The following is a 13,274-nucleotide window of genomic DNA, read 5'->3' on the forward strand; positions in this document are numbered from 1 at the left end:
ACCCCTGCAAAAAAACGGCAGCCGCCCCTCAGCCTTCCCAACAGCACCCATTTACCGTAAAGCAGCGGGCCGGGCATGCCCGGCCCCTACAAAGATATTATTTAAAAAGAAGAAGGAGAACTGTCCTATGCGTATCACGGAACTGTTCACTGCGCAGTCCATCGCGCTGGATGTCGCTGCCTCGGATCAGGCCGCCATCCTTGACAAGCTCGTTGATCTGCAGGCGACCCACGGCAATATCACCGATAAGGGCGCCTACAAAAAGGCCCTCTACGCCCGCGAGGCCGAGGCATCCACCTACGTGGACAACGGCATCACGGTGCCCCACGCCCGCACAGCCTGCGTGACCCGCCCCAGCCTGGCGGCGCTGCGGCTGAGCACCCCGGTCCAGTACAACGCCGATGACGACGGCAAAACCGACCTGCTGTTTGCGATTGCCGCGCCGGAGAATGGCAGCCTGCACATTGACATGCTGGCCCGTATGATGCAGATGCTGATGAACGACGACTTCGTCGAAAAGCTGCGCGCCGCCAAGACGCCCGCCGAATTTCTCGACGCCATCGACGCCCAGGAGGATGCCCAATTTGGCGAGGAGAGCTTCACCCAACAGGAGATCCCCCGGAACGGCTACCGTGTGTTGGCCGTCACGGCCTGCCCCAACGGCATTGCCCACACCTACATGGCTGCTGAGGCCCTGACCAAGATGGGCGACAAGCTCGGTCTGCCAACCAAGGTCGAGACGAACGGCTCCGACGGAGCCAAGAATGTGCTGACCCCCGAGGAGATCGCCGCCTGTGACGGCATCATCATTGCGGCGGACAAGAACGTCGAGACCGCCCGCTTCGACGGCAAGCCGGTGCTGTTTGCCCGCGTGGACGATGGCATCCACAAGCCGGAGGAGCTGATCAAGAAAATTGCCCACGGTGAAACTCCCATCTACCACGCTGAGGCCGGGGCCAAGACCCGGCAGGCCGCGGGCGGCGCAAACGACAGCTTTGGCCACAGCCTGTACAAGCACCTGATGAACGGTGTATCGCACATGCTGCCCTTCGTCGTGGGCGGCGGCATCATGATCGCGCTGGCCTTCCTGCTGGACGATTACACGATTGACCCGTCCAACTTCGGCATGAACACGCCGGTGGCGGCGTTCTTCAAGACCGTCGGCAGTGCGGCGTTCGGTTATATGCTGCCGATCCTCGCAGGCTTTATCGCCATGTCTATTGCGGACCGTCCGGGTCTGGCCGTCGGCTTTGCGGGCGGCGTGCTGGCCATGAACGGTACGAACTTTGCCGCCCTTGCCCACGGTGAGACCACCGGCATCTCCGGCGGCTTCCTGGCGGCGCTGCTGGCGGGCTTTGCCGCGGGCTACATCGTACAGTTCCTCAAGAAGATCACCGAGAAGCTGCCTGCCAGCCTCAACGGCATCCGCCCGATGCTGATCTATCCGCTGGGCGGCATCCTCATTATTGGTGCGGTCATGTGCGGCATCAACCCGGTTATGGGCATCATCAACACGGCAATGACCGACTGGCTGAACGCCATGGGCGGCACGTCCAAGATCCTGCTGGGCGCAATCGTTGCCGGCATGATGAGCATTGATATGGGCGGCCCCTTCAACAAGGCAGCCTACGTCTTTGGCACGGCGGCGCTGGCCTCCGGCAACTACGGGGTTATGGCCGCGGTCATGGTCGGCGGCATGGTGCCCCCGATTGCGATTGCCCTGTCTACGACCTTTTGCCCCAAAAAGTGGAGCCCCGACGAGCGCCGCAACGGCATCGTGAACTACGTTATGGGCCTCTGCTTTGTCACCGAGGGCGCGATCCCGTATGCTGCCGCTGACCCGCTGCGCGTCCTGCCCAGCTGCATCATCGGCTCCGCGCTGGCCGGTTCGCTCTCCATGGTGTTCGGCTGCGCCCTGCGCGCACCCCACGGCGGTATCTTCGTATTCCCGGTGGTTGACCACGCACTGCTCTACGTAGTTGCTCTGATCGTCGGCAGCGTCGTCGGCGCTGTGATCCTGAGCCTGCTCAAGAAGGAATACGTCGAGGAATAAATAAGAAAACGGTACAAGGCCGCTCCCGTGCGATGGGGGCGGCCTTGCCGTCTGTTTGGAACCATGGTATAATGACAAAAAACACAAAAGGAGACGTTTCATGCAGGTCGTGTTTTCCCCGGGTGCTGAGATAAAATTTGAGGGCGCAAATAACTTTCGTGAGCTGGGCGGCTACCGCGCGGCGGATGGGCGGCAGGTAAAATACGGTCTGCTCTACCGCGGCGGCAACCTTGATCTGCTGAAAAGCGAGGCCGACCACGCACGGCTGGCGTCGCTGGGCCTGCGGGAAATATTGGACCTGCGCAGTGCAGGGGAGAGCGCTGCGCACCCCGATCCGGCGGTCCCGGGGGCGCACTACCAGCGTGTCTGCGGTATGCGCAACGCCGATGGCACCGAGATGGACTTTTCCGGTCAGGGCATCGAGCGCCTGCGGCAGGAAAAGGAAGCCTTTGAGCGCAGTGTGGGCCGCCCGGTGCACGATTTTGAGTGGTTCAGCGCTCTGTACCGGGAGATGCCGTTCCGCAATCCGGCCTACCACGCGCTGTTTGCCCTGTTGGAGGGCCGCCGCGTGCCGGTGCTGTTCCACTGCTCCTGCGGCAAGGACCGCACAGGTATCGGGGCCATGCTGATCCTGCTGGCGCTGGGCGTCTCCCGCGCGGACGCGCTGGCCGATTACATGCTGACCAATGTCTACCGCCGCGAAATCATTGAGCGCTTCCTGGCGGATAAGCCCGCCGCCGAGCGCGATCTGCTGCTGCCCGTCGAGGGCGTCAGCGAGCCGATGGGCGCAGGAGCCATCGACGAAATTTTGCGGCGCTACCCGAGCTATGAGGCGTACTTTGCCGATGAATTCGGCCTTGACGCCGCAAGGCTGAAGGCGCTGCGGGATTTTTATCTGGAATAACTGGAATAAAAAACAACCGCTCCCTTGCCGGAAAATGGCAGGGGAGCGGTTGTGATTTGCAGGGAAAATCAGCCCAGGCTGATGCCCATGGCGCGGGCGACGTTCAGCATGTCGCAGTCGCCGGGCACGCCGCGGGTCTTGCCGGCGATGTCGGCCAGCGGGTTGGCGGTCACATGGCGGTTGACCATGGCGACGGTCACGCCGTAGTGCTCGTCCGCCACGAGACCGGCAGCGTAGGAGCCGAACTGGGTGGCCAGCACGCGGTCATAGGCGCTGGGGCTGCCGCCGCGCTGCATGTGGCCGGGCACGCAGATGCGGGTCTCGGCGCCGGTCATCTCCTCGATCTGCTTCGCAATGCGGGCTGTGGCGGTGGTGTAACCGGCCTCGGCGCGCTTGGCGGTCCACTCCTTGCGCTTCATCTTGGCCTCCTCGGTGGAGAAGGCACCCTCGGCCACGGCCAAAATCGAGAAGTTCTTGCCTGCCTTGGCGCGGTTCTCGACAGCAGCGGCGACCTTCTTGATGTCGTAGGGCAGCTCCGGCAGCAGGATGATGTCCGCGCCGCCCGCAATGCCGGAGTACAGCGTCAGCCAGCCGGCTTTGTTGCCCATGATCTCAATGCACATGACGCGGCTGTGGCTGCCCGCGGTGGTGTGGATGCGGTCAATGACCTCGGTGGCGATGTCCACAGCAGTGTGGAAGCCGAACGTCACGTCGGTGCCGTAGATGTCGTTGTCGATGGTCTTGGGCAGACCGATGATGTTCAGGCCTTCCTGGCTGAGCAGGTTCGCGGTCTTGTGGGTGCCGTTGCCGCCCAGGCAGAGCAGGCAGTCCAGTTTGGCGGCGCGGTAGTTTTTCTTCATCGCGGCAACCTTGTCCACCTTGTCCTCCTCGACCACGCGCATTTTTTTGAACGGGGTGCGTTTGGTGCCCAGAATGGTGCCGCCCACGGTCAGAATGCCGGAGAACTCGTCCGGAGACATCTCCCGGAAGTTGCCGTTGATCAGGCCGTCGTAGCCGTTCATGATGCCGACGATCTCGACCTTATCGCCCATGCGGTGGTACAACGCCTTGGCCACGCCGCGCAGGGTAGCGTTCAGGCCGGGGCAGTCGCCGCCGGAAGTCAGGATACCAACACGAATCGCCATTGTAAAAACCTCCCGTTGCTTATATATTCTACTATATATAAATGTACGCTAACCGCAAAAGGATGTCAAGTATAGTTTTTGCACGATGCTGCGAGCAGAACAAACTTTTTTGAAAAAATCTCAAAAAAATTCAAAAAAAGGCTTGCAATTTGGAAACACCTTTGCTATAATAACATACGTCGCCGGGTGACACGGCAGACACAAAACAAAATATGGGAGCTTTCCCGAGTGGCCAATGGGGACAGACTGTAAATCTGCTGCTTAATGCTTCGGTGGTTCGAATCCACCAGCTCCCACCAAAAAGGACCCGCAACTTAGGTTGCGGGTTCTTTTTTGTGCTGGAGCTGGTAGGATTCGAACAGGTCGGCCGTCCGCAGACGGCAAAAAACAGTCCTGCGGACTGTTTTTTAGACCGCGGCTTGCGAATCCACCAGCTCCCACCAAAAAGCTGTGGCAAAGATGTTGCCGCAGCTTCTTTTCTTTGCTGTATCGCACAAAACCGGCAAAGGCGATGACCGATTTTCAAAGTGCGTTTTATAGAGATGTCCAACTGCTTCCGGGCGGTTGGACTTTTTTTGTTGCCAACCTTTATAATTCTAAGTGCCGATACGGCGAGCGAGGTGCCGCAGCCGCCGGAGCGGTGCTTGAGCCGTAAGGTGGGAATTGTGCGGTATTGCCTTAAATTTCCCCGCAGCCGGAGACCGTGGAGTGGTTCATGCCCATCCTGTAAAATCAGAAACCGGGCACAGAATTACAGCGGGCACTTGCAATCCGGGCGGAAAACAGGTATAATAGCAACTGTTACCTGTCTCAGTAGCTCAGCTGGATAGAGCACACGCCTCCTAAGCGTGGGGCCGGAGGTTCAAATCCTCTCTGGGACGCCAGGAAGCACCGCTGCAAGCCTTTTTTCGGGGCTTGCAGCGTTTTTTTATTCCTCCTTTTCCCGGTAATTTCGCTTCTGTTACCGAGAGATTTTTATACGCCGCATGATGTATATTTGCTAATTGGACTCGAACGCTTTTCAGAAATTTGCTAAGAAAATTCTGCGTTTTGCTAATTCGATTTTTCGGATCACTTTGCCGGGGCTTGCGCCGCTATCAGGGCTGCGAGCGCACTTGCCAGCTCCGGCGACTTATGAAGCTGCTCCACAAGGCTTTCAAGGTCCAGGGTCGCAGGCTCCGATTTTGCCGATTCTTCCGGCGGACGGACATTGCGGAGATCAGGCTTGGCATAGAAGGCTGTCTCAAATTTCTGACCCAACTTGTCTCTTTCATCAAAATTACCCCGTAACTTGATGTTTCTTTGATACATTTTTTGTTAGTCTATAAAATACGAATATCAATCCAACATTAAGGATGATCATAAAGACCGGCTGGCTCATACCGAAATATGTTTTCATATCAGAAAATATACCGTTTGTATGAAGCATAAAAATCGGGCAAATTTCCTGCATTTTTTGTAAAACAGGAAGGCTATCATTAAAATCAAACACAACTGGCAAGAAGCAGATGACGCAAGAAGTAATAAGCGCTGTAACAGGAGAACTCATTTGAGCACTTAAAAACAATGTAATAGTTGTCAAGGCTACAATCCCAAAAATATTCAATATTACAGAGATAAAGAACATTTGCAAAAAGGTCAAATTATATATTGAAGAAGCATAATGTAATGAAGATTGAATGCTTACATTCCACCCCTGTAACCCATAGGTACAGCCATACAGAACTAAATTTAGCAGTAAATACAAGAGGTATGTGCCAATTACAACTTCCAAGGCCGCTATAATTTTTGAAGTTGTGAGTTTGGTTCGGCCATACCGAGCCGAATAAATAATGCTATCTGTATGAAGTGCATACTCTTCTGAGAAAACAGGAGATAGAGTGATTACAACAATTAAACATATCATTATGGACAAGATGCTCCCCATTCCAGATAATAGCTTATCCCAGCCATCACAATATCCTAAAGTCACAGTTGGACTATTTGGATATGCTGTTTCGAGTGACTTAAAACTACCATCAGAATTTGTCAAATATTCCAGAATCGCCGCTTGGTCACGATAAACATGAACAGCAGAAAAAGCAGAATTTTCATCTTGTCCAACAGTTGCTTGTTTTGCTTGGTCGATTTTTTCTTGCATAGTAAGTAATGTATTTTGAGAGAGTTTTCCTTCAAATATTTCTGCTACTTCCTTCCGTTGTTCAATGGCTGTAAAACCGCTTGCTAATGCCATTTTTTCAAGGTCATAATCATAGAAAACATTTTGATAATTAAATTGAAAAAAGAAAAAATAGGCAACGATAAGAACCACACCAGCTAAAAACAACATTCGTGTTTGCTTTCTCGAACATATTTTATTTCGTTCTGCTTTTATCATTTCATTCATGCTCGGATACCTCCGTAAAATAGTATAAATACAAATCTTCCAATGTTGGATCAACATTCCAAGCGGTTCTGCATGGTGCTTCTTGAGAAATAATCCTCAGCCGTTCTGCACCATTATTATGTTTCAGATTTGCTGTTACATAGTTCAATTCTAATTCTTCGGCCTCTTTTCGAGATACATCACATTCCCAAACACATTTTTCAATCGGCTTCAAAATTTCTTCTGGAGAACCATGTTGAATTAACTCGCCATTATTCATAATCAGAATCTCATTTGCGATATATTCAACATCAGAAACAATGTGAGTGGACAAAATTACAATTCTATTTTCTGCCAAAGAACTAATCAGATTCCTAAACCGCACCCGCTCTTTCGGGTCAAGTCCAGCTGTAGGTTCATCCAAAATCAAAATACGGGGATCGTTTAGTAATGCTTGAGCAATTCCCAAGCGTTGTTTCATACCGCCGGAAAAAGTTTTGATTTTTTCGTTTTTCTGTGTGAGCAGATCAACAACCTGCAACAGCTCCATTGTGCGATTATGGGCTTTTTTAGGCGGCAGCCCCTTTATTGCAGAGATATACATCAAAAATTTATACGCTGTAAAGTTAGGATAATAGCCAAAATTTTGTGGCAGGTAGCCTAAGATATTACGATATTTCTCGCCCAAATCATGAATGTTTTTCCCGTTAAAAAAAATGGCTCCTTTCGTTTCAGTTTGGACATCGCAAATAATTCGCATCAAAGTTGTCTTGCCCGCACCATTTGCCCCGAGTAGACCATAAACACCATTTGTTAATTTTGCGCTGAAATGATTTACAGCTTTTTTTCTTCCATATTCTTTTGAAAGATCATTTATTGTAAGTTCCATATCAATTCTCCAATCATTTTTTCTTTTTTCAAGTACAGTTGAAGTGTTTTCCCTAATAGGATAATAGATAACACATAAAATCCAATCCATCCCCAGAACATAGACGCTTCAAATATAAATCGCTGATGGAGTACAAGAGAAAATGTTCCAGAAAGAAAAATCATACAAGCGATTAAATGATACAAGCTATCGTTTGTCCTGCTTTTCGCACATATAAAAAGATAACAAGTGCAAGAAATATTAAACGGAATCAAACCATACAACACCATTTCAATCATTGATTTCTGGTAAATATATGCCATTGAAATTAAAATGACTGTTATTAGGAAAAGGTTGATTACTCCAATAATCAGCATACGACCTGCTACAATTTTTACCAGCGTTGTTCTACTAGACTGTTCAATTTCCCACATACCATAGATGTTGCTTTTAGATATTTCTATTGCACCTAATAACGCAAGGAATGGAACCATAACTGCAAGGATTGTCAATGGATAATAAAATGGAACCCTCCATTGGCCCAGGATACATGCTAATAATACTGCACATATAGTGAGTATTATTTGAACAATCCAGAAAGAAAGCGGCAGAAATTGAAGTTGGTTCAATATAATATCTCGCATTGAATTTTTATTGAATTCAGAACTATTCATGTAACTTTTTCCAGCTACGATTACTGCTTTAATTTTAGGTTCAGATGGAGCAGGCGTTTCACAACTCTGCAACCATTCTAATACACCATTTTGTTTTTGGGTCATACATTATCGCCTCCTCTAAAATCAGCCAAATATCGTTCCAGTTTTTTAATCCCCTGTTGGAGCCTAGATTTTACAGTAGAAACACTAGCTTTTGTAATGGTTGCAATCTCTCGGATTTTCAAATCATAATAAAATCGTAAAATGATGACCTCTTTTTGATAGTCCGGTAATGTGTTGATTGCATATTGAATTTGCGCTTTAAGTTCGTTAAGCTCAATTTTTTCAAAGGCATTATCAGTATCTTCTATATCTTCAAGAGTTTCTAAATCCATATACAGGGGTTTTGCTTTCTTAGTATAATTGTTACAGGTATTAACAGCAATCGTTAGCAGGTAGTTTTGAAATTTCCCGATCTTTCGTACTGATTGAATATTCTCCAACAATTTCAAGAAAACATCTTGTGTAATATCTGCGGCGGTATCTGGATCGCCGTTCAATCGCCGACAACAAAATAGATAAATTGACTGATAATATTTTCGGACAATTATCTCAAATGCATCTGTGTCACCCGACTGGATTTTTTTAATTAGTATGAAATCTTCGATACCGTGTCACCGCCTTCCATGTGTAAAACGCCTTACACTTAATATACAACTGAGTAACCCAAAAGGATTTAACTTTAGAAATTTTTCTTTTACTTTTTTCATTTCCCTTCTATTGTAATTCCTGCTCTTGAAAAATATAAGATGTAATATATGAATTATAAACTTCAATCAACCTGCATATAGCAACATTCCACGGGCAAAGTATGAATTATACAATGTAATAGGGTGATGCTATATGGCAAATGTTTAGCATGGCCGCAATTTGTTCCACGGTATATGTGCGCGGTTCCGGCAACGACTTTTTCTCTTTCTTGTCCATAGTAACCTCCATATATTTGCCTTGTCATTTTGACTAAGGGAGTGGAGAATGGCAGTAGCAATCGGCTTTGGCTGGGTGTCCTCTTGCTAAGAATTTGCTAATAGGACCACCCAACAGACACATAAAACTGCGTCAGAATAGGTGTTTTGCACCATAAAGTTCGTTTACTACAAGTCATTCTGCGTAAGGGATGATATTGGAAGTTACATCCGAACCGTGTATCACATGGTAAGCCATACTCCTAAGCGTGGGGCCGGAGGTTCAAATCCTCTCTGGGACGCCAGAAAGCACCGCTGCAAGCCTTTTTTCGGGGCTTGCAGCGTTTTTGTTTTCTCCTTCTCCCGGTAATTTCACTTCTGTTACCGGGAGATTTTTATACGCCGCAAGCTTTTTTGTGACGGCGTTGGATTCGGCAAGGACGCATTGTTTACAATTTGGCGGTGGATTATCCCGCGCAGGGTGTGGTACAATATAAACTACACTGAAAATGCAGGGGCCGATGCTCACCATCGACCCGTGAACCTTGCGGCGGCCGCTATGTGCCGCGGGCGAACCATGTCCGCCCTTACATTCTCGACGCAGGAAAGCCGCGCTGCATCTATTATAATTAAAGGGGTGTTTACCATGTGTACAGCTGCAACCTATACAACCGACAGTTTCTACTTTGGCCGCAATCTCGATTATGAATTTTCCTACGGTGACGAGGTCACCGTCACGCCGCGGGCCTACCCGTTTAGCCTGCGCTGCATGGGGGACTTCCGCACAAAATATGCGATGATCGGCATGGCCTACGTGGCGGGGGAGTACCCCCTCTACTATGACGCCGTCAATGAGAAGGGCCTGGGCATCGCAGGGCTGAACTTTGTCGGCAATGCAATCTACCACCCGGCGCAGGATGGCAAAAGCAACGTCGCCCAGTTTGAGCTGATCCCCTGGCTGCTGGGCAGCTGTGCGACGCTGGCCGAGGCGCGCACGCTGCTTGCAAAAACCAACATCGTCAATATCCCGTTCAGTGAGCAGCTGCCCCTCGCGCAGCTGCACTGGCTCATTGCCGACAAAACGGGGAGCATCGTGGTGGAGTCCACCGCCGACGGCCTGCACATCTACGATAACCCCGTCGGTGTACTGACGAACAATCCGCCGTTCCCGCAGCAGCTTTTCGCACTGAACAACTACCGCGCACTCTCGCCGCGCACGCCTGCGGTTGCGTTTGCGGACGGCCTTGACCTGCCCGTCTACAGCCGCGGCCTCGGCGCACTGGGCCTGCCGGGCGATCTGTCCAGCCAGTCCCGCTTTGTGCGCGCGGCCTTTGTGCGGATGAACGCGAAATCCGGCAGCAGCGAGGCCGAGAGCGTCGGGCAGTTCTTCCACATCCTGCACGCTGTCGAGCAGCAGCGCGGCTGCTGTGAGCTGGACGGCGGCAAGTACGAGATCACGCTCTACACAAGCTGCTGCAACGCTGACAAGGGCATTTACTACTATACGACCTACGGCAACCACCAGATCACTGCCGTCGATATGCACCGGGAAAACCTTGACGGGGACAGGCTGGTCCGCTATCCGCTGGTGCAGGGCGAACAAATTGCGCTGCAAAACTGATTTTACACCCAAAACGTGAAAAAAGCGCTTGCAACGTGCGGCAAACTATGCTATACTGTACGGTGCATGAGACTTTTCACGTCACGACGGCGTGGATAGAAATAGAAGGAGTGCTAATCTAATGAACTGGTATGAGATCGTTCTCGGCGTCGTCCTCATCGCCGTGTCCGTGTTGATCGTTGTTTTCACCCTCGCGCAGGAGCAGAAGGGCCAGGGCCTGTCCGGCGCGATCATGGGCGAAAGCTCCGCCACGATGGCAGCAGGCCGTGAGCGCGGCGTGGACGCCAAGCTGGCCAAGCTGACCAAGATCTGCGGCGTCGTTTTCTTTGTCGTCACGCTGGTCGTCTGCGTTTTGAGCGCGCGCCTGTGATTTTGGCAGGGTAACAAAGATGAAAAGGGTCCGCCAAGCGCTTTGGCTTTGTAAGCAGCGCCCCGGCGGACCGTTTTTTGTGGATGTATATAAGGGTAGGGCACCGTCGGATGGCGGTGCGACGTAAATTAAAGGAGCAACTATGACACCGTTACAGAAATCTATTTTAAACGCAGTCAAGCGCCGTCCCATGACGCTGCGCGAACTGCAGAACAACCTGCAGGTGGACAACTCCCGCCTGCGCACCACCGTTTCCGCGATGGTCGCCACCGGCGAGCTGTCGATGCGCAACGGCACCTATGTGCCCGGCTTTGCGACCTATGAGAATGCTGCGGCCCCCAACACGATTCCCTGCACGCTCGTCAAGCTGGCCGCGCGCTTCGGCTTTGCCAGCCGCGACGACGGCGAGGGCGACATCTTCATCCCGGGCCGCGCGCTGCACGGCGCAATGCCCAACGATAAGATCAACGTCAAGCTGTTCGACCACCCGCGCGTGGAGGGTTCCTCCGAGGGCGAGGTCGTCGAGGTCACGGTCCCGAACAACCGCTTTGCGGGCACGGTCTGCCTGTCCGAGGATGGCCGCATGGCCGTGGAACCGGACGGCTGCCGCGACGTGAAGTTCCTGCTGGCCAAGCAGGGGAGCGAGGGCGTGCACCTGGGCGACAAGGTCGGCTTCCTCATCACCCACCGCGGCAACCGCCACAGCGACCACCGCGCCGCCGTTGTCGAGAAATTCGGTTCCTCCGACTATGCGTCCGAGTGTGCCAAGGCCATCCTGTATGGCCGCAGCGTCCGCCAGGAGTTCCCGCCGGAGGTGCTGGCGGAGGCCCACGCCTACGACAACGCCACGATTGACCCCACCGAGGCCGCGAAGCGCCTGGACCTGCGCGGCATTCCAATCTTCACGATTGACTCCGCCGAGACGAAGGACATCGACGACGCCATCAGCCTGCAGAAGCTGGACGACGGCTACGAGTTGGGCGTTCACATTGCCGACGTCAGCCACTATGTCCGCCCCGGCTCCGCGCTGAATGAGGAAGCGTTCGAGCGCGCGACGAGCATTTACTACGCCGACAAGGTCATCCCGATGCTGCCGACCCAGCTGTCCAACGGCATCTGCTCGCTGAACGAGGGCGAGGACCGCCTGGCGTTCTCCTGTCTGATGCGACTGGACGAGAACGGCGAGATCCGCAGCTACAAGTTCGTCAAGAGCGTCATCTGCAGCCGCGTCAAGGGCGTGTACAAGGAGATCAACGCCCTGCTGGAGCCCCCGGAATCTGAAACAGACGCCGACCTGACCGACCTCAAGACGAAATATGAGGCCGTGCTTGACCAGCTGCCCACGATGGACGAGCTGTACCGCAAGCGTCTGGTCCTGCGCAAGGCCCGCGGCGCCATGGATATTGAGTCCAACGAGGCTAAGCTCGTCATGGACGAGAACGGACGCTGCATCGACATTGTCAAGCGTGACCGCGGCACGTCCGAGTGCATGATCGAGGAGTTCATGCTGCTGGCGAACCAGTGCGCCGCCAACGCGGGCCGCACGAACAAGGCCCCGTTCGTCTACCGCGTGCACGAGGCCCCCGACGCCGAGAAGATGGAGAAGCTGTCCGCCACGCTGTTGGCCTGCGGTCTGAACGCCAAGTTCAAGAACCCCATCCCGACGCAGCTCGAGCTGGCGGCCCTGCTGGACGAGACCCGCGGCCAGCCCATCCAGATCCCCGTCCACACCGGCATTCTGCGCAGTATGCAGAAGGCCCGCTACGCCCCGCAGCCTCTGGGCCACTACGGTCTGGTGCTGGCGGACTACGCCCACTTCACCAGCCCCATCCGCCGCTACCCCGATTTGGCGATTCATCGTATTTTGACCGAGATGCTGAACGGTGTCTCCGCCAGCCAGCTGCAGCGCGACTTCAACGAGTTTGCCCAGCAGGCCAGCGAGAAGTCCAGCAAGCAGGAGGTCGCCGCCGTGCGCATTGAGCGCGATGTCGAGGACCTGTACAAGGCCGAGTACATGCACAATCATCTCGGTGAGGTCTACACCGGCACGGTGGCCGGCATCACGCCACGCGGCGTCTTTGTCGAGCTGGACAACACGGTGGAGGGCTTTGTCCCCGCCGCGCAGCTCTGCAAGGGTGAACCGCAGGTCATCGACGGCGTCAGCATGCTGGACCCGCTGACCGGCAAGAGCTGGATGCTGGGTTCTTCCATGAAGATCCAGGTCGCCGCCGCCGATGTGGCGCTGGGCCGTATTGATTTTGAATATATGGTGGAGTAATTTCCCACGCCATACAATAGAAAACTCCCTGTCCGCACCGGGCAGGGAG

Annotated in this window: 11 protein-coding genes and 2 tRNA genes; 7 read left to right on the forward strand and 6 right to left on the reverse strand. The window is 53.0% G+C overall.

The genetic code is table 11. The annotated features are described in order from the left end of the window. The first annotated feature begins 127 nt into the window (after window positions 1-127). Together B5D32_RS10685 and B5D32_RS10690 are read left to right on the forward strand one after the other, a co-directional pair. Complete coding sequence (locus B5D32_RS10685) at window positions 128-2,053, forward strand: PTS fructose transporter subunit IIABC (protein WP_078785013.1); 1,926 nt, start codon at window positions 128-130, stop codon at window positions 2,051-2,053. A 100-nt stretch (window positions 2,054-2,153) separates the two neighbouring features. Next, a complete protein-coding gene (locus B5D32_RS10690) occupies window positions 2,154-2,957 on the forward strand; it encodes a tyrosine-protein phosphatase (protein WP_078785014.1) in 804 nt (267 codons plus the stop codon). Between the two features lie 68 nt (window positions 2,958-3,025). On the opposite strand, the gene B5D32_RS10695 is transcribed toward B5D32_RS10690, so the two are convergent. After that, window positions 3,026-4,102, reverse strand: a complete 1,077-nt coding sequence (locus tag B5D32_RS10695; protein WP_078785015.1) for a 6-phosphofructokinase — start codon at window positions 4,100-4,102, stop codon at window positions 3,026-3,028. A 214-nt stretch (window positions 4,103-4,316) separates the two neighbouring features. Between B5D32_RS10695 and B5D32_RS10700 the strand changes: the two genes are divergently transcribed. After that, a tRNA-Tyr gene (locus B5D32_RS10700) sits at window positions 4,317-4,401 on the forward strand. 508 nt (window positions 4,402-4,909) lie between these two features. Further along, a tRNA-Arg gene (locus tag B5D32_RS10705) sits at window positions 4,910-4,986 on the forward strand. 187 nt (window positions 4,987-5,173) lie between these two features. Here the strand turns inward: B5D32_RS10705 and B5D32_RS10710 are convergent. The 5 genes from B5D32_RS10710 to B5D32_RS10725 are packed head-to-tail and all read right to left on the reverse strand — an operon-like array spanning window position 5,174 to window position 8,659. Beyond that, window positions 5,174-5,362: a hypothetical protein gene (locus B5D32_RS10710; RefSeq protein WP_338108542.1), complete on the reverse strand. Its 189-nt coding sequence runs from the start codon at window positions 5,360-5,362 to the stop codon at window positions 5,174-5,176. Between the two features lie 19 nt (window positions 5,363-5,381). Next, window positions 5,382-6,488 (reverse strand): ABC transporter permease, encoded by a 1,107-nt coding sequence (locus B5D32_RS14965; protein WP_143402737.1) that lies wholly within the window; start codon window positions 6,486-6,488, stop codon window positions 5,382-5,384. After that, entirely contained in the window at window positions 6,481-7,356 is an 876-nt protein-coding gene (locus B5D32_RS10715) for an ABC transporter ATP-binding protein (RefSeq protein ID WP_078785016.1), read from the reverse strand. Before B5D32_RS10715 ends, B5D32_RS14965 begins: the two co-directional genes overlap by 8 nt. After that, a complete protein-coding gene (locus B5D32_RS10720) occupies window positions 7,341-8,114 on the reverse strand; it encodes a hypothetical protein (RefSeq protein ID WP_016300379.1) in 774 nt (257 codons plus the stop codon). Before B5D32_RS10720 ends, B5D32_RS10715 begins: the two co-directional genes overlap by 16 nt. Beyond that, the gene (locus B5D32_RS10725; protein WP_031276249.1) at window positions 8,111-8,659 is read right to left on the reverse strand and encodes an RNA polymerase sigma factor; all 549 of its coding nucleotides are present in this window, start codon (window positions 8,657-8,659) and stop codon (window positions 8,111-8,113) included. Before B5D32_RS10725 ends, B5D32_RS10720 begins: the two co-directional genes overlap by 4 nt. A gap of 943 nt (window positions 8,660-9,602) precedes the next feature. Here B5D32_RS10725 and bsh point away from each other — a divergent pair. The 3 genes from bsh to B5D32_RS10740 all read left to right on the forward strand — a co-directional run bounded on the left by bsh (window position 9,603) and on the right by B5D32_RS10740 (window position 13,225). Continuing rightward, window positions 9,603-10,577: a choloylglycine hydrolase gene (gene bsh / locus B5D32_RS10730; RefSeq protein ID WP_078785017.1), complete on the forward strand. Its 975-nt coding sequence runs from the start codon at window positions 9,603-9,605 to the stop codon at window positions 10,575-10,577. 121 nt (window positions 10,578-10,698) lie between these two features. Next, the gene (gene secG, locus B5D32_RS10735; protein WP_078785018.1) at window positions 10,699-10,947 is read left to right on the forward strand and encodes a preprotein translocase subunit SecG; all 249 of its coding nucleotides are present in this window, start codon (window positions 10,699-10,701) and stop codon (window positions 10,945-10,947) included. 142 nt (window positions 10,948-11,089) lie between these two features. Next, on the forward strand, window positions 11,090-13,225 hold the full coding sequence (locus B5D32_RS10740) for a ribonuclease R family protein (protein ID WP_242943441.1): 2,136 nt from the start codon (window positions 11,090-11,092) through the stop codon (window positions 13,223-13,225). Window positions 13,226-13,274 lie beyond the last annotated feature (49 nt).

The sequence above is a fragment of the Gemmiger formicilis genome (assembly GCF_900167555.1).
In the GTDB taxonomy this organism is placed as follows: domain Bacteria; phylum Bacillota; class Clostridia; order Oscillospirales; family Ruminococcaceae; genus Gemmiger; species Gemmiger formicilis.